Genomic DNA, 23,085 nt, shown 5'->3' on the forward strand with positions numbered 1-23,085 from the left:
TTTTTCCTTTCTGTAAAGAGTCTGGGAATCTAGTGGGTGGAGAGATGCAGAATGGATGACGCTACAAAAAAGATCAGGATTATCGGCTCGGTGGCAAGCGGGAAGACGACGCTTGCCAAGGAACTTTCCGAATATTTACATATTCCCTATATTGAAATGGATAATCTTGTATGGGACAGAGGGAGCGGGACAGACCGTCGGCGTACACCGCAAGAGAGGGATGCTTGCCTTCACCAAGTTCTGGTGGAAGATCAGTGGATCCTCGAGGGGGTGCACCGAGGGGACTGGACGGAGGAAACGTTCCTCGAAGCGGATGTCGTCCTTATGCTGGATCCGCCATACCCGCTTAGAACCTGGCGGATTATCCGCCGTTTCTTCCGTCAGAAAGCAGGCTTGGAATCAGCCAATTATCGTCCCTCTCTGAAAATTTTCCTGCGGATGTTTCGTTGGAACAGACATTTCGAAAAGGTGGAGAAACGGAAGTTCCTGCAGTCAGAAGCCGGGTTGCTTCCGAAGACGAAACGGGTGACGTGGTGGAGCGGCGATCTTGAAAACCTGGACAGTCTGGTGCGCAGGAGGGATATGGGATGAAGCATGACGTACGCCGGTGGACGATCCGGTCGGCCGAAGTGGCGGATGCGGGAGAGTTGTCTGCCTTACGTTATCAGATAGATGGGGAGACGGAATACCTCGATCGGGAACAGGGGGAAGCGTTCCTTGATGAGACAGGCTTCCGTAAGTTGATTAAGAAGGATGCAGAAGCGGAGAACCGTTTGTTTCTTGTTGCAGAATCAGAAGGGAAACTGGTCGGTTTTGCACGGTGTGAAGGGATGGATTTAAAAAGGAAAGCCCATCAGGCGGAGTTCGGTGTTGCCGTAAGCAAGGAGTACTGGGGATGTGGGATTGGGAGGGGCCTTCTTGAAACAGCTGTTGCCTGGGCGGACAGGAGCGGGATTGTTAAACTTACGCTGAGTGTCCTCGCAGCCAATCAAAAAGCAGTGGAGCTGTATAAGCAATATGGTTTTGTAGAAGAAGGCCGGCTGCGGGCAGATAAACGTCTCGCAGACGGCTATTACGATACGCTTCTGATGGCAAGGTTTCATTCCTTTTAATACTTAGTAAAACACAGAGAAAGAGGAGAAGGAAAGATGGCGTTCATCACAGCGAAAGTCTTGTATATTTCCTTGTTCATTTTAATTATTCATACGATCGAGACCCTTGCCTATGCAGTCCGGCTGTCAGGGGCGCGGGTCGGGATGATCGCGGCGGCCCTGTCTTTGTTCAATCTGATGGTCATCGTGTCACGGATGGCGAACATGCTCCAACAGCCTTTTACCGGAAGTCTGGTGGATAAGGCTCCGGACGGGAACGCGCTTGGTTTTATCGAAGATCAATTCCGTGTCATCATCGGAGCGTCAACGCTAGGTACCCTGCTTGGCATTATTCTGCTGCCGACATTCATCGCCCTGTTCTCGCGGGAAATCATTCAGCTGTCGAAGCAGGGAGGCTCGGTGCCGTCTTTGATCAAACTGCTTCTCACCCCGCAGTACATCAAGCGCGGTCTTCATTTGATGCATATACCGAAGCGCTCTTATTTGAAAGGGGTATCGTTTACAAGGATACCGAAACGCTTGTTCTTCATCAACATGGTTGTCACAGCTGTCTATACCATCGGCGTGCTGTCTGCTCTATACGCTTCGCTGCTTGTCCCTGACCGATCCAATACCGCAGTGATGGCTTCCGGGATGATTAACGGGATCGCGACGATTCTGCTTGCCGTTTTCGTCGATCCGAAGATTTCCGTCATGGCGGATGACGTCATTCATAAGCGCGGGGATTACAGCCGATTAAAAAGCGTCTCGCTGATGATGATCACCTCCCGGCTTCTGGGAACGCTGCTTGCCCAGCTGCTGTTTATACCGGGCGCTTATTATATCGGTTGGTTCACTAAATTCTTAGTATAAAGAAAAGGGGATTAGAAAATGGAAAAAGCCGTGATTTTTGACATGGATGGAACCTTGTTTCAAACGAATCTGGTATTGGAATCAGCACTGGATGATGCTTTCGACTACTTGAGGAATTCCGGAAAATGGGAAGGACAAACACCGATTGAGCTGTATCGGGAAATCATGGGTGTGCCGCTTCCGGAAGTATGGAAAGCCCTGATGCCGGATCATTCCGAAGAGGACAGACGTTTGACGGATGCTTTCTTTCTTGCCAGGCTCCTTCACCACATCAAAGAAGGGAACGGGGCCCTTTACCCTCATGCTGGAGAGACGCTGCGTTTGCTGAAGGAGAAAGGCTGCCGTTTATTCATAGCCAGCAACGGTCTGATCGACTACCTTCAGGCAATTGTTCGCTGTTACAGTTTGGATGAATGGGTGACGGAGACGTTCAGCATTGAACAAATCGATTCTCTCGATAAGGCAGACCTGGTAAAGGAAATCGTGAACAAATACGATTTAAAGGACGCAGTAGTCGTCGGTGATCGTCTCTCCGATATACGGGCGGCAGAGACAAACGGGTTGGTTTCTGTCGGCTGCCGTTTTGACTTTGCCAAGGAAGAAGAACTTGCCGAAGCGGATTACATCATTAATGACTTACAGGATCTGCTGCCCGTCGTTATGCAGACGGTAAGCGTGGAATAGGAGGGGGACAAATGGATCAATACCAAACGGAACGATTGACGATGATGGTTTTTACATTGGATATGATGAAGGCTGCTCTTGAGAGTAACACCCGGCTTAAGGAAGCATCGGGCTGTGAGGTTCCGGAGAATTATCCGATGGAATTGTACAAGCAGATGCTGCCGTACAAAATCGAACGATTTCACGAACATCCGGAAGAGAATCTATGGGAAGGTCTCATCATTCATACAGAATCGAACACAATCATCGGAGATATGGGCTTCAAAGGCGGCCCCGATGAGAATGGGGAAATGGACATCGGCTACAGCATCCTTCCAGAATATCGCGGAAACGGCTATGCTTCGGAGATGGCGTCGTCGATCGTCCGCTGGGGGTTAAAGCAGCCGGGTGTAAAGAAAATCACGGCATCATGCTCGACCGGCAATCAAGCATCGATCCGAGTGCTTGAGAAAGCTGGATTCCAGCGGACCGGCGAGTCGGACGGGGAATGGTATTGGCAGCTGGAAGCGTGAGTACAGGTAGGGTCGTGTTCATTTCCGGGCCACGCTTTTTCTATAAACGCAGGATCCGCATACTTTTATGCGGATTTTTTCATTTTATAGACACCTCCCTTAGTCCTTCTTTCGATTATTAGGATAGAACACTTAAATCGGAGGAATGACGAATGATGATGAACTGGGTCCGCAAGTATCAAACATTTCAATCGAAGGCGGAGTTGGACAAGCACGTAAGAAGCTTCTTGTATAGAAGAAAGGCCGCTTTGTCGGAGGGGACGCTTGAGGTGCTTACGTTCCTTTGGCGGCACGCCGTGAAGTTTCCAGGCGTCGCTTTCCCTAAAAGGCAGACCGTCGTAAAAAGCACAGGCCTGAGTGAGAGCACAGTCGTAAGGGCACTCCGGCGGCTCGTCCAGGAAGGCCTGATTGAAAAAGTAAGGACGACGAAACCGAACGGTCGGCAGGGCGTGAACCTGATCGTTTTCCTTCCACAGGACACGGGTTCCCTTCCCGTTGATGACACCCCTCGCGACACCCTTCCTGACACCCCTCAAAAATCAGAGAAACCTTTCCAACTCTGCTCGGAAGCATCATTTTCCCAACCGGAAACAAAGGAGAAACAAAGAAAAGCTTCTCTTAGTAAATCAGTACCCCACGACGCATCCTACCTTCCCTCTTTCATACCGAATCGCTTCATTCAAACAACAATACCCTTTTTACAGACAGATAAGATCCTTGATGCATGGCGCACAGTAGAAAATGCCTATAAACAGTCAGATTTAATGATGCCGTTGGAAGCTTATGAAGACTTGTACATCCAAACTTTCAAACAGGGCGTGTACGCGTGGAAAAAGGGAAGAATACGGACAGAGCTGCTGCGCTATTATTACGGGGGGCTTGTGCGGACGTTTGAAATACAGGCAAGGAAAGAGGCTTTTCAGCGGCAGGAATCCCTCCTTTATTATGACTGGCTCCAAGTGAATGAAAGCGTGTGAAAGGTTATTGACAGAAAATTGAGCATAGATTATGATAGATGTTATGAGAATGAGAATCTTTATCATTTACATAATTCGAAAGGGTGTTGAACGTGAAGAAAGTTTGGTTGTTTGCGTTAATGTTAGGGTTGGTGCTGCTTGCTGCCTGTGGTGGTCAGGAAGAAAGCGAAGACAGCTCGGATAGTCAAAGCGGAGAAGGAACCGATTCCCGCTCCGTAACGATTGAAGATGCTACAGGGGAGAAGACGATCGAAGGAACACCTGAGAAAGTCGTCGTTCTCGAGTGGACGTATGCAGAAAATATGCAGGCGCTCGGCATGGAGCCTGTCGGTGTAGCCGGATTGAGTGATTACGGGGACTGGGTCAATGTCGGTATCCCTTTCAGTGACTCCGTCGAAGACGTCGGTACGCGCCAGGAACCGAACCTCGAGGCGATCTCCCGCTTGAACCCTGATTTGATCATCGGGGTCGATTTCCGTCATGAAGCGATCAAAGAGGATTTGGAGAAGATTGCTCCGACGGTATTGTTCGCTCCATATTCTGAAGAAGCCTCCAAAGATCAGTTCCAGAACATGAAGGATGAATTTGCAGCCATGGCTAAAATCCTGGATAAAGAAGATAAAGCGGATGAAGTCATCCAGGACATGGAACAGACATTTGAGGAACAGGCCAAGCGTCTCGAGGATAGCGGCAAGGATGGGATGAATTATGTGCTGACTCAGGCATTCACCGCTCAAAACACACCGACACTCCGCTTGTTCACAGACAACTCGATGGCCGCTCAAATTATGAACCAGATGGGCATGAAGAACGATTACGAATCGGAGAATCTGGAAGTTTACGGCTACACGGAAACAACGGTTGAAGCCTTGCAAAACTATCAGGATTCGAACTTCTTCTATATCGTGCAGGAAGAAGACAATATCTTCACGAACCAGCTGGAAGGAAACCCGGTATGGGACGGTCTCGGCTTCGTTAAAGAAGACCGGACGTATCAACTACCCGGTGATGCGTGGACGTTCGGTGGACCATTGTCCGCAGAGGTACTCGCTGAGCAGGTAGCGGATGCCGCTCTGGAAGAGTAGAAAAGGGCGTGATTACGGATGAACGCTAAGCTTAAGAACACAATAGTTGCGGTCCTCACCTTCGGAGGTGGGACCGCGCTGTTGTGTCTTTTAACATTTATACATATCAATCAAGGGAATGTTTCGATTCCCTTATCAACAGTGATCGATGCGGTCTTCCGTCCGGAGGATACGCTTGAGCATCATACCGTCCGTACGCTTCGGATGCCGCGGGCGGTGATGGGGATACTTGCGGGCGGAGCACTTGCTGTGTCCGGAGTGATCCTCCAGACGGTTACGAAAAATCCGCTGTCTTCTGCAAGTACGCTTGGTATCCATTCCGGTACGTATTTCGCTGTCGTCGTCTCCACGATCTTCTTCCCGTCTGTCATGTTCGGGAATGGAATTCTGACGGCTTTCCTCGGCGGAATCCTTACTTTCCTGTTCGTGTACGTGCTGTCTGGCGGCAGCGATGCGACGCCGGTCCGAATGGTTCTCGCCGGAATGATTGTCACGTTCCTGTTCTCCTCCCTGACTTCTGTCCTGCAAATCTTCTTCGAGAACGAAACACAGGGGCTGTTCTTGTGGGGGTCCGGTACGCTGATCCAAAATGACTGGAGCGGCGTCCGCTTTTCCCTGCCGCTGATTGCCTTCGGCCTGACTGCTGCTTTAGTGTTTGCCGGGAAGCTCGACACGCTCACCCTGGGGGACGATGTGGCGACAGCCCTTGGACAAAATGTGCGGACGGTGAAGTTGGTTACAGTACTCGCTGCAGTTCTTTTGACTAGTGTAACGGTCAGCATCGTCGGTCCGATCGGATTCGTCGGCCTCGTAGCTCCGCATCTGATCAAGCTGCTCGGCTATCGTTCACATGTGCTCCTGCTGCTCGGTTCGTTTCTATGGGGAGCGAATGTGCTGCTGCTTGCCGATGTGCTTGCACGCGTCATCGATCCATCCTTCAATGAACTTCCTGTCGGTGCCATTACGGCGTTGATCGGGTCGCCGTGGCTGATCTGGCTTGTCCTGCGTATGAAGCAGTCCGGAAATAAACAGGAGACGGGAGCGCTGCTTGCCGGGAAACACTCGGTTAAATGGCCGCTGAAGAAAATGCTCCCTGTCCTCGTCATCGTCATTCTTCTGACCGTGCTCGTCAGCCTCGCTTCCGGGAACTACGGCTTCGAACCGCTCGTCACTTATCAGGCGTTCTTCGGAGAAGGGAATACGTTCCTGCAGAGCCTCATCATTGATTTAAGGCTGCCCCGGGCACTTGTCGCTCTCTTCAGCGGCGCGGTGCTTGCGGTCAGCGGGCTCATTTTTCAAGGGGTGATGCGGAATCCTCTTGCGGACCCGTCTGTCATCGGGATTACTTCCGGCGCCGGCGTCGGTGCCCTGTTCACGATGTATGTGTTCAGCGTGTCGGCCATTTGGATTCCAGTCGGAGCGATGGTCGGTGCCTTTGTTTTCTTCTTAATTGTCATGACGCTCGGTGCGAAGGCGGAGTTTCAGCCGACGGTGCTCGCTCTTCTCGGTATCGGGATGTCCGCATTCGGTTCGGCCCTGATCCAAATCCTTGTCGTGCAGGCGGATCTGGGTGTCGCCTCCGCCTTGACGTGGCTGTCCGGAACGACCTATGCAAAAGGGTGGTCGGACTTGATTCAGTACTTGATCTGGCCGGTACTCCTGTTCGTGCCGCTGCTCCTTTTCTATATGAAAACGCTCGATGTGCTGGCGCTTGGCGATGATACGGCAAAAGGCCTCGGGCTGCATGTCCGCTCGATCCGCTTTCAAATGGCTTTCATTGCGACACTGCTTGCGGCCTCGAGCGTCGCAGCTGTCGGTGCCATCGGCTTCGTCGGACTGATTGCACCACATGTAGCACGCCTGCTTGTCGGCAGCGTCAACCAAAAGCTGCTGCCGGTGACGATGCTCATTGGCGGCGCTCTGCTTGTCATTGCGGATCTTTTCAGCCGGACGCTTCTTGCGCCGAATGAGATTCCGTCCGGCATTCTCGTCGCTCTGATCGGGGCACCTTATTTTCTATGGTTGATGAAACGCCGCACCGCTTAACAAATATGCTATGATAGGAAAAAAACAACAGGGGAGAGAACCAACATGCGCATTCCATTCATTAAATGCCACGGGTCGGGAAACGATTTTATCCTGATCGATGAAATAGAACATGACTTTGCATTCACAGAGGACGATAGAAGAGAGCTGTCTTTGCTTTTATGCGACCGCGAGCGTGGGATCGGCTCTGACGGAATTCTGTTCGTCCTGCCGAGTAAGAAAGCAGAAGGACGGATGCGGATGTTCAACTCAGACGGAACAGAAGCAGAGATGTGCGGCAACGGTCTCCGATGTGTCGCCCGTCATATGATCGACAAGATCGGCCGCGAGGATATCGCTATTGAAACAGAGAAAGCCGTTCTTCCTGTCAGGAAAGTCAAAGAAATCTACCCGGATATCGATACGTATTCCGTTATGATCGAACCGGTTTCCTTTGATCCGGCCAGCCTGCCGATACGCACAGAAGGATCGGAAGCGGTGGATATAAAGATTCCGGAGCTTTCGGATATTCGCACGTTCACTGCTTTGAGCGTCCCGAATCCGCATATTGTAACCCTTGTCGACCGTGTGGAGGAGGAAGAAATCCTGGCGGTTGGTAGGAAGGCGAATGATCTTCCGGAGGTATTTCCGAACGGGGTAAACGTAAGCTTTGTTCAGGTGCTTGAGAAGAACAAAATATTCGTTCGTACCTATGAGCGTGGTGTCGGCTTGACGAATGCCTGTGGAACAGCCATGTCCGCTTCTTCTCTGGTGTCGACCATCCTTGGACCGAACGATCTTGATACGCCGATTGTCGTCATTAACAAAGGCGGAATGGTCAACTGCGTCGTGGAGAAGAAGGAAGGGCGTTTCTCCATCCAGCTGCGCGGGAATGGAACGAATGTGTACGAAGCGGCTGTCGAGGTGGATTTACAATCAGCTGCGTTCACCGTTTCCGAGAAGGAATATTTTGAAGAAGAGAATGCGTTGTACGAAAAACTGGAAGCTTTCGCTGCTTCTGAAATTGGAGGCTGATTGCTGTGATGAAGACGTTCCATGTAAAAACCGATCATCACGATCAAATGATCGATGTGACGGCTCAAGTGGAAGATTGGATTCAGGAACAGGGAGTGAAGGACGGCATCGTCGTCGTTTCCTCCCTTCACACGACGGCGGGACTTACCGTCAACGAAAATGCCGACCCGGATGTGAAGACGGATATGCTCCGTCGTTTCCGTGAAGTGTATCCCTGGGAACATCCCGAGGACCGGCATATGGAGGGAAACACGGCTTCTCACATGAAGGTGAGCACCATCGGTCATGCCCAAACGCTGATCATTGACGGCGGGCGGCTTGTACTCGGGACGTGGCAGGGCTTGTATTTCTGTGAGTTCGACGGTCCGAGACAACGGAAATTCGTAGCGAAGCTGTTATAGGGAAAAGAGGCGGATGACGCCTCTTTTTTTTGTGGAAAAAGCGGGACAGGTGGGGACTAAGGATAGGTCGAAAAACCTGTCTTTCTTGGCGGGTGAACATGGTATAATTTGTATAGGGTAGTTGTTCGTTCCAACTGAATAGGGTGTCGGCTAATCCCCATGTCGAAGGCTGGAGGGGGTGATGCCTCTGAGTATGTATGAATCGTTGATGGTGATGATCGCCTTCAGTTCCCTTACTGTATCGATCCTCGGTTTAGTCGTAGCGATTTTTCGCATAAAAAAATAGACTCCCTATTCTGACGTGAATGCGGGTGAGTCTATTTTTCTTCATGTAGGCTGCGCCCCTTTTGGACGACAGCTATCCGGGGAGGTCGCAGTGCCAGCTGCGGCCTCTTTCTTCATGTGTACCCTTTATCTACCATTATCATACCACATTTCTCAATAAAAGGGCGCTTTTTTCCTTTTTGAAAATAAAACGAACGCATCCTATTCCTATGCAGGAAAGGATGCGTTCGTTCTTTTATAGGACTGTCCGATCAGCAGATGGAATCTTTCGGACTCGGATTCTTCAATCCGAACATCGGTCGGATGAACAGCGCCAGGTACGTACCAAGCAGAGCCATGATCATCCATACCCATCCATGCAGACTGAAGGAGGCGATTCCTCCGAAGTAAGCACCGATGTTACAACCGAAGGCAAGGCGTGCGCCGTAGCCCATAGCGATGCCTCCGAAGATGGAAGCCGTCGCAATACCGGGCTTGATTTTACCTGGTTTGAAGTTACCTTGGAAGCTCGCTGCGATGAACGCGCCAAGGATGATGCCGAAGTTCATGACACTTGTGGAATCGGCAAGGACAGATTGGTTCAGTGGTGCAGGGTTATCCGCCCAGTACGTCCAGCTTGCGACGTCCACGCCGAACATCTGGATGAATTTGGAACCCCACAGCGCGAAAGCGGAGGTGATGCCCCAAGGATTGCCGCGTACCGTCAGTGTGAGTGCGTTGAGCAGGGCAAGCAGTACGGCAGCGACGAGCAGCGGCCATGCCCCGCGCCATAATTTCTTAAAGCCTGTCGTTGTCTTCAGCGGCGCCATTTTCGGTGGGTTCTTCTTTTTGGCGATTTTAACGGTCGCGCCGTAAATCCCTAGGAAAATAAGCATCTGCAGCACCCAACCGCCAAAATAACCGAAGCCGGTTGATTCCGCGAGGGAAATCGCCGGAAGGGATGGTGTTTCCCGCCAGAAACCGATGTGATAGGCACCTAGAACGGAACCGGCAATGAAACCGAGCAGCGTCAGAATCATGGACGATTTCCCGCCTCCGACCGTATATAACGTTCCGGACGCACAGCCGGATCCAAGCTGCATCCCGATTCCGAAAAGGAACGAACCGAAGATGACGCTGATCCCGACGGGGGATACATATCCTTGCGGGGTCGTCCCTGTGAAACTGAAGCCGGTAGAGAGAATGATGGCGAAAAGTGTTGTAGCTACGGCGAGCATCAGCATATGTGCCTGCAGCCCCTGTACATTTCCGACAGAAGCGAGTCTGCGGAAGGCCGATGTGAAACCGAAACGTGCATGGAGCAGCACGAGTCCGAGCGCGATTCCGATGAGGAAAAGCACCCCTTGTGTCATAGTCGTGGCCGCTGTGATAGCAATCAGCAGAATAATGGATACGATGACGCCGATCCATACGAACGGTTTCTGCACTGGATCAAGCGGAGCGACGACGGTCGTACGTCTGTTGTCTTGGTGGACAGCTTCTTGCTGCATCTATAAAAACCTCCTAATACTCATTTGTTTACTCGGTATTAACTTTTTCTCATTTTAAGGGATGGTGTTCTTTTTGTAAACAAACATGCATACATTGGTTGTACAGAGGGGACAAGTACCTGATTTACAAGGATTTTACATTCGGCCGTCCCGCAGAATGGTAGAATGGAAGTGTAGACAGGCTTTGTTAATAATAATGGGAGGGATGTCTTATACCTGTCGTCGTTCGCTCTTATGTCACTCGTCGGTTTTTCGTCGTTCACTTGAATGCAATTCGAAGAACCTCTTGGCATACATCCGGCGCACCTCCCCCGTGTAACAAATATATGTAAGAAAGCCCTGTATTCTTTATGAATGCAGGGCTTGCGTTCTTTGTAGGGCACGACTGCCCGAAGGGAGGAGCGCTTAGCGTGAGTTTCCTTTCGGCTTACGTCCACAGCAGGGTTTTCTTTTCGGCTGACTTTGTTGATTTCCGCGGCTTCCCATATAGAATCCCTCCTCTCAACATTGAGATAATCCATTGTATGCAGGCCGCAGGTCAGAGGGGTGTTCGCTTTTCCCGCTTTTTGTGAAAAAAATTACTTTCTACCTTGAAAAAAAGGCCTAAAGAACGTTTACAGAACTGTATACAGGCGTGCTATAATGTTTGTTAGCATGGAACTCGTTCCATTATTATGTAAGATTGATAGAGGAGGAGGACGGGACTGTGAAAGAATGTCCTCAATGTAAACAGGAAATGACGGAAAACTCCCGGTACTGCTCCCACTGCGGAGCTGCGTTGAATCAAGACGGGGAGTCTCAACTAATAAATAATTCTAACAAAAATAAGAAGAGATCGTGGTTGCCCGTTGTCACACCAGCGGTTGTTCTGGTCGTGATTGGGGTAGCCCTTTATTTTGTATATGAGCAGGAAAAGCATGTGAATGAAGAGGTGGCCGCATGGAAGAAGAAGGCCGAGAATGTTGCAATGGACGGGGAGTATCGTCAGGCGGAAACGCTGCTCTCGAAAGCGATCGATCAGCGTCCGGGTAATGAATCGTTGAAAGCAGAACTGAAGGAAGTACAGGTAGCCGTAGGTCTCGATAAGAAGTTAACGGAAGCGGAGAAGCAGATAGAGAAGGAAGACCTGGCGAAAGCGAAGGAGAGGCTCTCTGCGATCCAGGAGAAGATCCAACAAAACCAGAGCAGGGTCATCCTTACCCTTGTACCGAGATTAAATGAATTGAATTCCACCATTACGCTTCAGGAAGTAAATAAGGAACTGGCGAAGCTTTCCAGCGTCGATGAGCTGGCGGCTAAATTGAATACGCTGTCGGATTTGAATTTGGAAGAGACGGCAAAGGTGAGAGAGAAAATCTTCGAGAAGATCGTTAACCGATCGACCAAAGAAGCGGAAGCCGCCATGAAAGAAAAGCAGTACACCGAAGCGATTGCATTGATCGACCAGGGGTTGCAGTATGTGTCCAATGATGACCAGCTGATCCAGCTGAAGGAACGGATCCAGAAGGAGAAAGAGGCCTTCGAGCAGGCAGAGCAGCAACGGTTGGAGCAGGCGATGCAGCAGGCGGCGGAAGATGAACTCGTCAACCAGACGGAAGCGTTGAAAGTGTTGAGCTTCGACATTACAAAGGATGAGTTCGGGGATTACAAGGTGAAAGGCCAGCTGGAGAGTGTGGCCACCCAGATCATCAGTACCGTTACGGTAAAGTATGACATTCTCGATAAAGACGGGAAAGTCGTCCGTTCTGAATCTGCGAAAGTGTATCCGACGTATATAAATCCGGGTACAAAAGGCAGCTTCGAAAAGGTATATTACGAGCTTGAAGAAGGCGAATACTCTGTCAACATGACAGAGATGGAATGGATGGTAGAATAGGAGGATAGCAGATGAATCGCGCATGGATCATCAGCATCGCTGTTTCCCTCATATTGATAGGGGGCGGCGCTGCGGGCGTTTTCTACATCATGAAATCTGTGCCTGGACAAATGACTGTGCAGGCTGTGCTTAGTGCGCCCCCGGAAGAAGATGCAGAGAAAACGCAGGTACCGAAAGATACGCAGCAAATTATATTCGAATCACAAAAGCTTGTCGTCCAGGTAGAATTGGAGGACGGGACGATCGGGTCCGGTTTCCTTTACAACGATAAAGGAGACATTCTGACTAACGCCCACGTCGTCGCCAATGCGAAAGATGTGAGTGTTATAACCGCCGACTCGAAGAGCATGCCCGGGGAAGTGATCGGCATCAGCAGAGATACGGATATCGCGGTTGTCCGTGTTCCGGGATTGAAAGGGAAAGAGCCGCTTCCGATTCGCAGGGAAGACTCTGCTAAACTGTTGGATGAGGTGCTGGCTCTCGGAAGCCCGCTTGGGTTGCAGAATACCGTGACGCGCGGAGAAATCAGCGGGCTGGATCGTACCCTCGACATCGACCCGTTCCGCTATGAGAACATGTATCAGATCTCTGCACCGATCGAAAGAGGGAACAGCGGTGGTCCGCTGTTGGACAGGACGACGGGTGACGTCATCGGCATCAATTCAGCAAAGCTGGATGAAGAAACAATCGGCTTCAGTATCCCGATTGCGGACGTACTGCCTATGGTCGAGCGCTGGAGTGAGTCTCCGATGAAGTCCCTGCCGGAATTTCCGGAATTCAGTGACCAGACCCCTTCCCCTGTCACCGGCACGGATGCGGAACAGGCGAGTTACCTCGTCCAATATTTCTATGACAGCATCAATCAAGGCGATTTCGTAACCGCTTTTTCTCTGTTAAGCAGCAGCTGGCAGGAGAAAGCATCCTTTGAGGAGTTTCGTTCCACATACCATGACATCCTGAACGTTCAAGTGGACAACGTCGTCGCTGATCCGAAAGAGGGTTCCGTGGAAGTGACAGCCTTCCTGACAACGGAGGAGACAGTCGACGGAGATGTAGTGACGAAAAAATATAAAGTCGTCTACCCTGTCGTATCGGAAAATCGCGCTGTTAAAATCGGCGAAGGCAGCGTGCAGGAGCTGAAGGCGGAAGACGAAGAAGCAGAAGATTCTAAAGAGAAAAAAGATGGCGAACCAGATAAAGAAGAAGCAGCGTAAAAAAAACCTCTCCCGTTTGGGAGAGGTTTTTTATTATGCAACAGCATTCTAATGGAGCACCACCGAAGTATCTTTATCTGTATCCTACCTGGAATTAGATAACGGAGAGAATATTATTTCCAAGTGTTGAAACCTACATGGAATCTTGTTTTCATGTACGGGAATAGTTATCTTGAAACGGTACTAACTCCAAATATATCGAAACGGAGCCTTCCACAATAAGTGGCAATTCTTTAATGGGAATAGGACGGGGACTGGAGGTAAGATATTCTTTCTAGCTCGTTTCATTAGATAAATGTGTTACCTCCAGTTACTGTCCCAAGCGCTTTTCTTGATAGCCTGAAAAAAGCCTTCCCGTTAGAGAAAACTTTTAATTGTTTTATCTACATAGGATGGATTTTCTTCGTTGAAAGGTCCCTGATACGCCGCAATCTTTTTCAGGCATCAGGAACGATGATGGATTTCATTCGCGGCGCGGATGCCTGATTCCACCGCCCCTTCGATCCAGCCGTGGAAGGAGGAGGTGTGCTCGCCGGCGAAGTGGATCCGGCCCTCCGGCTTGGTGATCACGTCTCCGAGGTCACGGCTTTGTCCGGGGGTGAATAAGGTGAAACATCCGGCGGAGAATGGGTTCCTGGTCCAGTTGTAAACGACGGTCTGCATGTAGGTTTCATAGACGACAGGACCATAGATCAAATAAAGGTTCTCCAGCACCTCTTTGACAATCTGGTCTTTCGTCAAACTGTTCCAGAGCATGGCATTTTGTCCCCATGAATAACTAGCCAGAAGGACGGCAGGCCCATCTTTTCCCTGCCCGTGGCTAGGTAGATACATAAACCGGATGGGCAGGTCGGAGGTGACGTTGCCGATGGGATACTCTTCCCAGAACGGACGGCTGAACTCCATTCCGATTTTGACAGCCGGGACGTTGATGATTTCCTGAATGGCCTCCCTTTTCTTGAAGGAGATCGAGTCATGAGGATACACATCGACGAATTGGAAGGTGGTGAAAGGGATGGTCGTCAAGACGTAATCTCCCTCCCAAACCCTTTGGGCGTTCGTTTGTGTATCAACGGTATAGACGTTCACTTTATCCGGGAACTGGACAATCCGCTCTACACGCTGGTTCAAATGAATGTCGGATGCGAGGTATGGATAGAAGGAATAAGGAAGGCGGTCGTTGCCGCCTTCGATTTCGACGAACGTCGTCCCTTCGTTGAAGATCGGATAGGTGATGTCGGTCAAGATGTCGAGAAACGCAAATTCCGGAAACCCTTCAATTCCGAGCAGCACTTTAATTTTGCGGACGGCGTCTGAAGAGAGCGACGGGCCGAGAGGATTCTCACGCAGGTATTTTCCCATCGAATAGGAGGAGAATTGTTTGCGCAGCTTCTCCTGTTCTTCCTCCGTGCTGTTCTCATATATCGAAAAAAAGGTCCCGACAGCTTCCACAAACAATTCCTGTGCGGTTTTTCCTTTTTCCTCTTCATTGACAGGATAGTCGAGGATATCCGGGTTTTCTTCATACGCTTTCTTGTATACTTTCTTCCCATTCACCATCAGAACATCGGTGTCTCTTGTATTGGCGAACGGCTGGGTTGGAAGCCCGAACCCTTTGATATATTCCTGCACGAGCAGATGATTGGAAGGGATGCGCATGGCACCGACGTCGAGGTAGTTCCCTTGCGAAAACGGCTCCCTGACAGTATGAACACGTCCTCCCAGCCGATTGTTCCCTTCCAGGATCGTCACGTCATGGGAGGCACTCTTCAGCAGCGCCGCAGCTACGAGCCCGGCCATCCCTCCACCGATGATGATGACCTTCTTTTTGTTTTCCGCGGACGGAAGTCCCTGCCGGATGATGTTCAGGAAATCTTCCGGGTAGGACAGTTCTTCAGGTTTCCTCGTGTGCATGAAAACACCCCCTCTTACTATATATTCCAATTGAATGCCGTCCATTATGAGATTTTGTTCCCTTTTCCAGGCATAATCCGTAAAGCCGCGACATCGAATGAAAAAAAGGGGAGGAATGGAACATGAGGCATGGAGAAGGGCGAATCATGAAGGTGACCGGAAGCGGGACAGTCGACGTCATTCCGGACAGAGCCGTATTAGAGGTCGGTGTCGTGACAGAGAAAGAGAGCCTGGAGCAGGCACAGAAAGAAAATGCCGCTGTCACGGAGAGAGTGAAGCGGCAGCTGATGCAGGCGGGTGTTCCGGAAGAAGCGGTCCAAACATCGCAATATACGATATTTCCGGAATATGACTACGTGGACGGGAGCCAGGTCTTTCGGGGGTATCAGGTGACCCATCTCCTTCAAATTACGATCGACCAGGTGGAACAGACCGGTTATTTAATCGATACCGCTGTCGCCAATGGGGCCAACCGTGTTTCCAGCATCACATTCACCATCAGGAATCCGGAACAGGCTTATCAACAGGCATTGACTAAAGCCCTGGCCGGTGCCGTTACCCATGCCGGGACAATGGCAGAGGCGATGGCTGTGCAGCTTGACCCGACACCGGTCCGTATGACGGAAATCAGGAGTGGAACCGAGCCCGTGCAGCCGTTCCAGAAGACGCAGATGCTCCAAGGTTCCGCCACACCGATTCAGCCGGGAACGATCGAAACATCCGCAGCCGTGGATGTGTGGTTTCAATATTTGCCTTGATCCCCACAGGTGCCTGTGGGTTTTTTTGCGTACAGCGGACATAGCAGATTCTGAAAAAGGACAATCTATGCAGAAGGTTGAAAAGAAACAAGATAATTTTTTCGAGGAAAAGGTACGTTTTTTACATAGGCGCATAAAATATAACTGAAACAAAAAAAGTTGCACTAAGGAAAAACTTCGAGTAAAATGTCGATTAGATAGTACGAGATAGAAGGAGAGGTAGTATGGAAAATGTATTATTAGCCTTCGGGCTCACATTATTTGCAGGATTGGCGACCGGGATCGGCAGCGTGCTCGCCTTTTTCACTTCCACGACAAACACAAGGTTCCTATCGCTGGCACTCGGGTTCTCGGCAGGGGTGATGATCTATGTGTCGATGGTGGAAATTTTCTTTAAAGCACAGGATTCGCTGACCAGTGCGCTCGGTGAAGTCCCTGGGAAGTGGTCGACGGTCGGTGCCTTCTTCGGCGGAATGCTCATCATTGCTCTGATTGACCGCTTGATTCCGAAAGCCGGAAATCCGCACGAAGTGAAGAAAGTCGAAGATATGAAGAGCGGCGGTGCTTCCGCTGTCCATGACCCGGCTCTTCTGAAGATGGGGACCTTCACGGCACTTGCTATAGCGATTCACAACTTTCCGGAAGGGATTGCCACGTTCACAGCTGCGCTTAATGATCCGACGCTTGGGATTGCGATTGCCGCAGCCATAGCGATCCACAACATCCCGGAGGGGATCGCTGTATCCGTACCGGTGTACTTTGCTACAGGAGATAAGAAGAAGGCGTTCAAGCTTTCCTTCTTGAGCGGGTTATCCGAACCGCTTGGTGCCATTCTCGCGTTCCTCATTCTGATGCCGTTTCTGAATGATGTCATGTTCGGAGTGTTGTTCGCCGGTGTTGCCGGAATCATGGTCTTCATTTCCCTTGATGAACTGCTTCCGGCTTCGAGACGGTACGGGGAAGCACACTTATCCATTTATGGTGTCGTAGCCGGTATGGCTGTGATGGCACTCAGCTTGTTGCTATTCATCTGAATTTTACTCATAGAAAAATCCCTTCCACTATTCAGGTGGAGGGGATTTTTCATGTCAGTATGCTTTTTCTTCGATCAGATCCTGGATGGTCCGGGCAGTCGTTTCTTTCGGCCGATGGACGAGCCGCCAGTTCAATTGAATGCCGTCCTTATGCTTACGTCCCAAGCGGATGTGGTCCTCTTCGATGGATACAGAGGTTTCCTCTGCAAGGGAGGCGAGCTTATCGGCAGCCTTTTGTTTAAACCATGCCTTTGTCTGCTCCCGCCACGCTTCCTGACGCTTCTCTTCGTTCCACTCCTGTGGGAAATGGAAGGCGAACCCTCCTTTACGGAAGGCGAAGGAAGCCTCGGTCGAGTCTGTTTCCGGATGAATCTTCAGCTTATAGGAGCGGCCAAGGTAAGGGATCCGCTGTTCCTTTTCCTTAAAATCGATCGTATCCAGGATGTATAAGTCTTCATGGGTGCCGCACCAACGATCGATGATCCAGCCGGCTTTCTTCTCGACGAAAGCGCGGATCCGTGTTTCGTCTTTATTAGAAGAAGCCGTCACCTGTACGCCGTTCAAATCGTCCATATAAATTTTGATAAACGGGACATCCGGTTTTTTATGTAGGTCATAGTGTATTTCCTTGTCATCATATACGATGGTCTGCATGAGTATTCTCTCCTTTATTCTATTAACCAGTTTAATGGAGACGGAAGATTCCGTCAAAAGTCCAAGATTGAGATAAAAGTGTTACAAATTTATTAATAAATGGAAGTAAATAGCATGTAAACGCTTGATTGTAACAAAAAGTTAACAAAGATGCGCCTGTTAATGTGAAATATTTGTGAAAGGGAGGTGAAATTCTACAAAATCTGATATAATCATTCAAGCCCTAGTAGTATGGATGAGAGTCATAGATGTCTCATTCTTGTACTTATAAATAATAGTCTGATAGGAGGGTTAAAACAAATGAAAGCTAAACATCTGCGTTCTAGATGGCTAGGACTACTTCCACTAAGCCTGGTATTGTTCCTGAGCGGCTGTGGGCAAATGACTGTGCTTAACCCGAAAGGTCCAGTGGCGGAAAGCCAGAAAGATCTAATCGTATATTCCTTATGGTTCATGCTTGGAATTGTCGTGGTTGTTTTTGCACTATTTGCGTATATGGTCATCAAGTACCGCGATCGTCCTGGTCGAGGCGATAAGGACTATGCTCCGAACCTTCACGGTAACACAGCTATTGAAGTTGTTTGGACAGTTATTCCGATCATTATCGTTACATTACTATCGATCCCGACGGTCACTACATTGTTCGACCTGGAGAAACCTCCAGAACCTGCTGCAGGAGAAGAGGCGAAAGAACCTCTGGTCGTTTATGCGACAGCAGCGGATTGGAAATGGTTCTTCAGTTATCCGGAACAGGACATTGAAACAGTGAACTACTTACACATTCCGACGGATCGTCCGATCGAATTCCGATTGACATCCGCAGACTCCATGTCCGCACTTTGGATCCCGGCACTCGGTGGTCAGAAGTACAACATGGCAGGAATGATGACGAAGCTTTATCTTCAGGCAGATGAAGAAGGGGTCTACGATGGTCGTAACTCCAACTTCAACGGAGAAGGTTTCGCAGCACAGACGTTCAAAGTTCATGCGGAAAGCGAAGAGAACTTTAACAGCTGGGTCAGCGATATCCAGAACGAGTCTCCGGAACTTACACAGGATCAATACAATGATTTGGTCAAACCTGGTCTGACAGACAAATCATCTTATTCCTCTACGCACTTGGAATTTGTTGATCACGGTACACATGAAGGAGCGTCTTACGTCGTTGACAGATACTTCGATCTTTATGGAGAGAAGCTGCACTTAGGTAACGACGAGGTTGAAACACAAGAAACATTCGATTAAGAAAGCAGGTGAGAGGACATGCACATTACTGATATATTAGTCACCGGCGAACCGCTTATTTACGGCGCTATGGTGTCGATTGCACTCGTTTCGATCGCAATCGTCTTCGTATTGACGTATTTCAAGAAATGGGGCTGGCTTTGGCGTGAATGGTTGACTACCGTCGACCATAAGAAAATCGGAATCATGTACATCCTGGCTGCACTGCTCATGTTATTCCGTGGTGGTGTCGACGCCTTAATGATGAGGATCCAGCTTGCTTTTCCAGGGCTTGGATTCCTAGATTCCCAACACTATAATGAAATCTTTACGACACACGGTACGATCATGATCATCTTCATGGCGATGCCGTTCCTTATCGGTTTGATGAACATTATCGTTCCATTGCAAATCGGAGCACGTGACTTTGCGTTCCCTTATTTGAACGCTGTCAGCTTCTGGTCGTTTGCATTCGGAGCTATTCTATTTAACATTTCCTTCGTCATCGGGGGATCACCGGACGCTGGTTGGACAAGTTACACACCGCTTGCAGGTGCGGCAATGAGTCCAGGACCGGGTCAGAACTTCTACTTGATGGGCTTACAGCTCTCGGGTATCGGTACATTGGGTACCGGAATCAACTTGATGGTAACCATCCTTAAGATGCGTGCCCCTGGTATGAAACTGTTCCATATGCCGATCTTCACTTGGTCGACATTGGTTACATGTTTCATCATCGTGTTCGCATTCCCAATCCTTACAGTAGCGCTTGCGCTGCTTACAATCGACCGTGTCTTCGGTGCTCAGTTCTTCACACTGACCGGAGAAGGACTGCCGATGATGTGGGCGAACTTATTCTGGATGTGGGGACACCCTGAGGTTTACATCGTTATTCTGCCGGCATTCGGTATCTTCTCCGAAGTCATTGCGGCTTTCGCGAAGAAACGTTTGTTCGGTTACAACGCCATGGTTTGGTCCATGATCATTATTGCACTACTAAGTTTCCTTGTTTGGGTACACCACTTCTTCACGATGGGAGCAGGCGCGTTCGTAAACTCCGTCTTCTCTGTATCGACGATGTTGATCGCTGTACCAACAGGGGTTAAAATCTTTAACTGGCTTGCGACATTGTACAAGTCGAAAATCGAAATTACCGTACCGATGCTTTGGTCTCTATCCTTCATTCCGAGTTTCGTACTCGGCGGGGTGACAGGGGTTATGCTCGGTATGGCAGCAGCGGACTACCAGTTCCATAACTCTTACTTCCTGATCGCGCACTTCCACTACGTGCTGATCGCCGGAACAGTCTTCGGTTGTTTCGCAGGTTTGACTTACTGGTATCCGAAGATGTTCGGTCATAAGATGAACGAACGTCTTGGGAAATGGGCATTCTGGTTGTTCTTTGCCGGCTTCCATGTCTGCTTCTTCCCGCAGTATTTCCTAGGTTTGGATGGAATGCCTCGTCGTTTGTTCATCACAAACGTAGTCGAGTGGCTTCCATTGAACGTCATCTCTACTGTCGGTGCATTTGGAATGGGACTTGGTTTCATCGTCTTCGTTTACAACGTTTACTACAGCTACCGCTATGCAGAACGTGAAACAAACGGCGACTCCTGGGGCCATGGACGTACGCTTGAGTGGTCTACGACAACTCCGGTACCGTTCTATAACTTTGCTACCGTACCATACGTCGATCGTATCGACCCGTATGAGCGCATGAGAGAAGAAGGTCAAACGACATTCGACGAATCGAAATTGAAGCCGATCCACATGCCGAGTTACACCGGGCAGCCGATCATCATGATGACATTCCTGTTCATCGGAAGCTTCGGTCTCGTCTTCGAGTGGATGCCTGTGGCGATCTTCGGTCTTGTTGGTGGTGTGATCATGATGATCATCCGTTCCTTCGACTACGATGACGGTTACTATGTAAGCGTCGATGAAGTGAAAAGCATCGAGCGAAAAGCGAGGGGGTTATGATATGGCTGCAGAAGAATTGAAAACAGGTCCATTAGAATACCGGACGCAAGAAGGACAGATGAGTATTCTCGGATTTTGGATTTTCCTTGGAGCCGAAGTCGTACTTTTCTCTACGCTGTTCGCAACGTATGCCGTCCTATTCGGCCGTACAGCTGATGCACCGACACCTGGTGAGTTGTTCGAGCCAGGCATCGTGTTAATCATGACGTTCCTGCTTTTGGTGAGTAGTTTCACGTGTGGACTTGCGATTCACCAAATGCGTAAAGGGAATGTCAAAGGCATGACGTTATGGATGATCATAACGCTTGCCCTTGGTTTAGGATTCCTTGGATTCGAAATCTTCGAGTTCTTCCATTATACGCACGAAGGCGCGACACTGCAGTCGGCTGCCTTCTGGTCAGCATTCTTCGTCCTTGCCGGAACCCACGGGCTTCACGTAACCCTTGGTATCGGATGGGCGATCGGACTTCTGATTCAACTAAGAAAACGCGGACTTACAACTAAGACAAGTCGAAAATTCTTTATCGTCAGTTTGTACTGGCACTTCCTGGACGTTGTGTGGATCTTCATCTTCACAGCTGTCTATCTGATAGGGATGGTGGTCTAGATGGCAGATACGTCAAAGAAAGTACCGACTAGTCACGTAATAGGATTCTTGTTATCCGTCGTTATGACGCTTGTCGCTGCTTGGGCAGCAATCAATTCCGACCTTCCAGTTGCAGTGATCATTTCAGGTATTCTGATTCTGGCGCTGCTTCAGGCTGGTGTTCAGTTGTTCATGTTCATGCACATCACAGAAAAGGGCAGCGGTGGCGGTCATGTTCCATGGAATATGATGTTCCACGGTTTCGCTCTTGCTGCGATTCTCGTAGCAGGTTCCTTATTCACGATGTCCTTCGGGTTCCAACACGGGGAACACGGAGACCACGGGGACATGGAAAACATGAATCACGAGGAAATGAATATGGACAGTGGAGAACACAGCGGGCATTAATACATCAAACAGGGGGAGAAAGTAATGGAACAGAAACAGCAGATGGACAATGAGCAGGCACCAATGATCGGAGGCTTGCAGTGGAAGCATATGATCGGGTTTGTTCTATGTGTCGTATTGGCGGCTTTCTCTCTTACAGGTGCGATGTATTCTCATTATGAACCGACTTTCGTTCTCTATATCCTGAGCGGTGTCGCTTTTGTTCAGGCGATGATTCAGCTGTTCAAAGCGCAGCCGATCGAGGATCAATAACAGAAAGGCCTCTTCCTTAATAGTAAGGAAGAGGCTTTTTTTTATGAGGAGGGGCGTGCTGCAAAAAAAGATCGCTTTTTGCGCGCGTCAGGCAGTCTTCTTGCAGCTTTCCTCTTCCAACTTTAATTCGCTTTTCTTTTTCTCCCAGAAAAGACCCCTTACCGGCAGGCGGTAAGGGGTCTTTTCACTTCGCTGAATTATATTTTGTCCGGCGCTTCGATTTTCTCTTGAAGTGCTTGTTTGTAGATCGGGCCTTCTTTGACGGTTGCTATGAAGAACATCACCCATCCGATATGTGTACCGATGAGGGCGAGGTAGAACATCGTCCATGTCGGTGAGAATGCGGTAGGTGTTGTATAAAGGAGTACTTGGAAGTAATAGACCCACATGCCCATAAGCAAGACAGAATGAACGATCGCAAAAGCAGGTTTCTTCATCATCAGAAACAAAATCGGAGTCACTGTCGCCAACAACAAGAACATGGATGCTACACCCATTATATTCATCTCCTTTGTTACACTAGTTTGTGTAAACGGTTTCTTTGTATTCATTGTAACAGAAATTTCTTATTTTGGACACAAAATGTTCGAAATTTATTTAAAAATAGGCTTGCTTATTGCTGTGACCCTTGATAATACAGGCTTTGAGCTTGTTCATATTTAGGAATAAAAAGTGTCTGAAGGCAGAAATATCCTCCAAAAAAAGGGCGGGGTCCTTCCGTATGATT

Annotated in this window: 24 protein-coding genes; 20 read left to right on the forward strand and 4 right to left on the reverse strand. The window is 49.5% G+C overall.

Annotation, left to right across the window (positions count from 1 at the left end; translation table 11 throughout):
* Positions 1–51: 51 nt before the first annotated feature.
* From AXG56_RS02465 to AXG56_RS19860, 11 genes are all read left to right on the forward strand, one after another.
* Complete coding sequence (locus tag AXG56_RS02465; RefSeq protein ID WP_062513089.1) at positions 52–591, forward strand: hypothetical protein; 540 nt, start codon at positions 52–54, stop codon at positions 589–591.
* Positions 588–1,112, forward strand: coding sequence for a GNAT family N-acetyltransferase (locus tag AXG56_RS02470; protein WP_062513091.1), 525 nt, complete (start codon positions 588–590; stop codon positions 1,110–1,112). Before AXG56_RS02465 ends, AXG56_RS02470 begins: the two co-directional genes overlap by 4 nt.
* 36 nt (positions 1,113–1,148) lie before the next feature.
* A complete protein-coding gene (locus AXG56_RS02475; RefSeq protein ID WP_062513094.1) occupies positions 1,149–1,964 on the forward strand; it encodes a lipid II flippase Amj family protein in 816 nt (271 codons plus the stop codon).
* 18 nt (positions 1,965–1,982) lie between these two features.
* Positions 1,983–2,648 (forward strand): HAD family hydrolase, encoded by a 666-nt coding sequence (locus AXG56_RS02480; RefSeq protein ID WP_062513096.1) that lies wholly within the window; start codon positions 1,983–1,985, stop codon positions 2,646–2,648.
* 11 nt (positions 2,649–2,659) lie between these two features.
* Positions 2,660–3,160, forward strand: coding sequence for a GNAT family N-acetyltransferase (locus tag AXG56_RS02485; RefSeq protein WP_062513099.1), 501 nt, complete (start codon positions 2,660–2,662; stop codon positions 3,158–3,160).
* A 152-nt stretch (positions 3,161–3,312) separates the two neighbouring features.
* A complete protein-coding gene (locus tag AXG56_RS02490) occupies positions 3,313–4,137 on the forward strand; it encodes a helix-turn-helix domain-containing protein (protein WP_062513101.1) in 825 nt (274 codons plus the stop codon).
* A 92-nt stretch (positions 4,138–4,229) separates the two neighbouring features.
* The gene (locus AXG56_RS02495) at positions 4,230–5,222 is read left to right on the forward strand and encodes an ABC transporter substrate-binding protein (RefSeq protein WP_039871412.1); all 993 of its coding nucleotides are present in this window, start codon (positions 4,230–4,232) and stop codon (positions 5,220–5,222) included.
* 18 nt (positions 5,223–5,240) lie between these two features.
* A complete protein-coding gene (locus AXG56_RS02500; RefSeq protein ID WP_008637379.1) occupies positions 5,241–7,268 on the forward strand; it encodes an iron ABC transporter permease in 2,028 nt (675 codons plus the stop codon).
* Between the two features lie 45 nt (positions 7,269–7,313).
* Complete coding sequence (gene dapF, locus AXG56_RS02505) at positions 7,314–8,282, forward strand: diaminopimelate epimerase (RefSeq protein WP_026578487.1); 969 nt, start codon at positions 7,314–7,316, stop codon at positions 8,280–8,282.
* Positions 8,283–8,287: 5 nt separating this feature from the next.
* Positions 8,288–8,683 carry a secondary thiamine-phosphate synthase enzyme YjbQ gene (locus tag AXG56_RS02510; protein ID WP_008637381.1) on the forward strand — a complete coding sequence of 132 codons (396 nt, stop codon included), beginning with the start codon at positions 8,288–8,290 and terminating at the stop codon, positions 8,681–8,683.
* 214 nt (positions 8,684–8,897) lie between these two features.
* Positions 8,898–8,969: a putative holin-like toxin gene (locus AXG56_RS19860; protein ID WP_369815263.1), complete on the forward strand. Its 72-nt coding sequence runs from the start codon at positions 8,898–8,900 to the stop codon at positions 8,967–8,969.
* Positions 8,970–9,219: 250 nt separating this feature from the next.
* Here the strand turns inward: AXG56_RS19860 and AXG56_RS02515 are convergent, their stop codons facing one another.
* Positions 9,220–10,458: a YeeE/YedE family protein gene (locus AXG56_RS02515; RefSeq protein WP_062513103.1), complete on the reverse strand. Its 1,239-nt coding sequence runs from the start codon at positions 10,456–10,458 to the stop codon at positions 9,220–9,222.
* 706 nt (positions 10,459–11,164) lie between these two features.
* On the opposite strand from AXG56_RS02515, the gene AXG56_RS02520 reads away from it, so the two are divergent.
* Positions 11,165–12,334, forward strand: coding sequence for an FxLYD domain-containing protein (locus AXG56_RS02520; protein ID WP_008637384.1), 1,170 nt, complete (start codon positions 11,165–11,167; stop codon positions 12,332–12,334).
* 11 nt (positions 12,335–12,345) lie between these two features.
* Positions 12,346–13,548 (forward strand): S1C family serine protease, encoded by a 1,203-nt coding sequence (locus tag AXG56_RS02525; RefSeq protein ID WP_062513105.1) that lies wholly within the window; start codon positions 12,346–12,348, stop codon positions 13,546–13,548.
* Positions 13,549–13,992: 444 nt separating this feature from the next.
* Here AXG56_RS02525 and AXG56_RS02530 read toward each other — a convergent pair whose 3' ends face one another.
* Entirely contained in the window at positions 13,993–15,462 is a 1,470-nt protein-coding gene (locus AXG56_RS02530; RefSeq protein WP_062513106.1) for a flavin monoamine oxidase family protein, read from the reverse strand.
* Between the two features lie 122 nt (positions 15,463–15,584).
* Here AXG56_RS02530 and AXG56_RS02535 point away from each other — a divergent pair, with 122 nt between their 5' ends.
* Positions 15,585–16,220 (forward strand): SIMPL domain-containing protein, encoded by a 636-nt coding sequence (locus AXG56_RS02535; RefSeq protein ID WP_062513108.1) that lies wholly within the window; start codon positions 15,585–15,587, stop codon positions 16,218–16,220.
* A gap of 224 nt (positions 16,221–16,444) precedes the next feature.
* Complete coding sequence (gene zupT, locus AXG56_RS02540) at positions 16,445–17,254, forward strand: zinc transporter ZupT (protein WP_062513111.1); 810 nt, start codon at positions 16,445–16,447, stop codon at positions 17,252–17,254.
* 54 nt (positions 17,255–17,308) lie between these two features.
* On the opposite strand, the gene AXG56_RS02545 is transcribed toward zupT, so the two are convergent.
* Positions 17,309–17,908 carry a YgjP-like metallopeptidase domain-containing protein gene (locus tag AXG56_RS02545; protein ID WP_062513113.1) on the reverse strand — a complete coding sequence of 200 codons (600 nt, stop codon included), beginning with the start codon at positions 17,906–17,908 and terminating at the stop codon, positions 17,309–17,311.
* A 300-nt stretch (positions 17,909–18,208) separates the two neighbouring features.
* Between AXG56_RS02545 and qoxA the strand changes: the two genes are divergently transcribed.
* Genes qoxA through AXG56_RS02570 form a run of 5 tightly spaced genes read left to right on the forward strand, consistent with a single transcriptional unit; the run spans position 18,209 to position 22,358 of the window.
* Positions 18,209–19,153: a cytochrome aa3 quinol oxidase subunit II gene (gene qoxA, locus AXG56_RS02550; RefSeq protein WP_008637393.1), complete on the forward strand. Its 945-nt coding sequence runs from the start codon at positions 18,209–18,211 to the stop codon at positions 19,151–19,153.
* Between the two features lie 18 nt (positions 19,154–19,171).
* Entirely contained in the window at positions 19,172–21,112 is a 1,941-nt protein-coding gene (gene qoxB / locus AXG56_RS02555) for a cytochrome aa3 quinol oxidase subunit I (RefSeq protein WP_062513115.1), read from the forward strand.
* A 1-nt stretch (position 21,113) separates the two neighbouring features.
* Positions 21,114–21,719, forward strand: a complete 606-nt coding sequence (gene qoxC / locus AXG56_RS02560; RefSeq protein ID WP_008637396.1) for a cytochrome aa3 quinol oxidase subunit III — start codon at positions 21,114–21,116, stop codon at positions 21,717–21,719.
* Positions 21,720–22,106 (forward strand): cytochrome aa3 quinol oxidase subunit IV, encoded by a 387-nt coding sequence (gene qoxD / locus AXG56_RS02565; RefSeq protein WP_008637398.1) that lies wholly within the window; start codon positions 21,720–21,722, stop codon positions 22,104–22,106. It abuts the gene before it with no gap.
* A gap of 24 nt (positions 22,107–22,130) precedes the next feature.
* The gene (locus AXG56_RS02570) at positions 22,131–22,358 is read left to right on the forward strand and encodes a hypothetical protein (RefSeq protein WP_008637400.1); all 228 of its coding nucleotides are present in this window, start codon (positions 22,131–22,133) and stop codon (positions 22,356–22,358) included.
* 197 nt (positions 22,359–22,555) lie between these two features.
* On the opposite strand, the gene AXG56_RS02575 is transcribed toward AXG56_RS02570, so the two are convergent.
* On the reverse strand, positions 22,556–22,855 hold the full coding sequence (locus AXG56_RS02575; protein WP_008637402.1) for a hypothetical protein: 300 nt from the start codon (positions 22,853–22,855) through the stop codon (positions 22,556–22,558).
* Positions 22,856–23,085: the final 230 nt, after the last annotated feature.

It is taken from the genome of Halobacillus sp. KGW1, from assembly GCF_001592845.1.
Taxonomy (GTDB): Bacteria; Bacillota; Bacilli; order Bacillales; family Halobacillaceae; genus Halobacillus.

What these genes read in the sequence shown, in the direction of transcription:
- qoxB (WP_062513115.1), top strand. Translation starts at nt 19,172, where the DNA reads ATGCACATTACTGATATATTAGTCACCGGCGAACCGCTTATTTACGGC.
- AXG56_RS02480 (WP_062513096.1), top strand. Translation starts at nt 1,983, where the DNA reads ATGGAAAAAGCCGTGATTTTTGACATGGATGGAACCTTGTTTCAAACG.
- AXG56_RS02490 (WP_062513101.1), top strand. Translation starts at nt 3,313, where the DNA reads ATGATGATGAACTGGGTCCGCAAGTATCAAACATTTCAATCGAAGGCG.
- AXG56_RS02525 (WP_062513105.1), top strand. Translation starts at nt 12,346, where the DNA reads ATGAATCGCGCATGGATCATCAGCATCGCTGTTTCCCTCATATTGATA.
- dapF (WP_026578487.1), top strand. Translation starts at nt 7,314, where the DNA reads ATGCGCATTCCATTCATTAAATGCCACGGGTCGGGAAACGATTTTATC.
- AXG56_RS02485 (WP_062513099.1), top strand. Translation starts at nt 2,660, where the DNA reads ATGGATCAATACCAAACGGAACGATTGACGATGATGGTTTTTACATTG.
- qoxA (WP_008637393.1), top strand. Translation starts at nt 18,209, where the DNA reads ATGAAAGCTAAACATCTGCGTTCTAGATGGCTAGGACTACTTCCACTA.
- zupT (WP_062513111.1), top strand. Translation starts at nt 16,445, where the DNA reads ATGGAAAATGTATTATTAGCCTTCGGGCTCACATTATTTGCAGGATTG.
- AXG56_RS02465 (WP_062513089.1), top strand. Translation starts at nt 52, where the DNA reads ATGGATGACGCTACAAAAAAGATCAGGATTATCGGCTCGGTGGCAAGC.
- AXG56_RS02470 (WP_062513091.1), top strand. Translation starts at nt 588, where the DNA reads ATGAAGCATGACGTACGCCGGTGGACGATCCGGTCGGCCGAAGTGGCG.
- AXG56_RS02535 (WP_062513108.1), top strand. Translation starts at nt 15,585, where the DNA reads ATGAGGCATGGAGAAGGGCGAATCATGAAGGTGACCGGAAGCGGGACA.
- AXG56_RS02575 (WP_008637402.1), bottom strand. Translation starts at nt 22,855, where the DNA reads ATGGGTGTAGCATCCATGTTCTTGTTGTTGGCGACAGTGACTCCGATT.
- qoxC (WP_008637396.1), top strand. Translation starts at nt 21,114, where the DNA reads ATGGCTGCAGAAGAATTGAAAACAGGTCCATTAGAATACCGGACGCAA.
- AXG56_RS02475 (WP_062513094.1), top strand. Translation starts at nt 1,149, where the DNA reads ATGGCGTTCATCACAGCGAAAGTCTTGTATATTTCCTTGTTCATTTTA.
- AXG56_RS02515 (WP_062513103.1), bottom strand. Translation starts at nt 10,458, where the DNA reads ATGCAGCAAGAAGCTGTCCACCAAGACAACAGACGTACGACCGTCGTC.
- AXG56_RS02530 (WP_062513106.1), bottom strand. Translation starts at nt 15,462, where the DNA reads ATGCACACGAGGAAACCTGAAGAACTGTCCTACCCGGAAGATTTCCTG.
- qoxD (WP_008637398.1), top strand. Translation starts at nt 21,720, where the DNA reads ATGGCAGATACGTCAAAGAAAGTACCGACTAGTCACGTAATAGGATTC.
- AXG56_RS02545 (WP_062513113.1), bottom strand. Translation starts at nt 17,908, where the DNA reads ATGCAGACCATCGTATATGATGACAAGGAAATACACTATGACCTACAT.
- AXG56_RS02570 (WP_008637400.1), top strand. Translation starts at nt 22,131, where the DNA reads ATGGAACAGAAACAGCAGATGGACAATGAGCAGGCACCAATGATCGGA.
- AXG56_RS02500 (WP_008637379.1), top strand. Translation starts at nt 5,241, where the DNA reads ATGAACGCTAAGCTTAAGAACACAATAGTTGCGGTCCTCACCTTCGGA.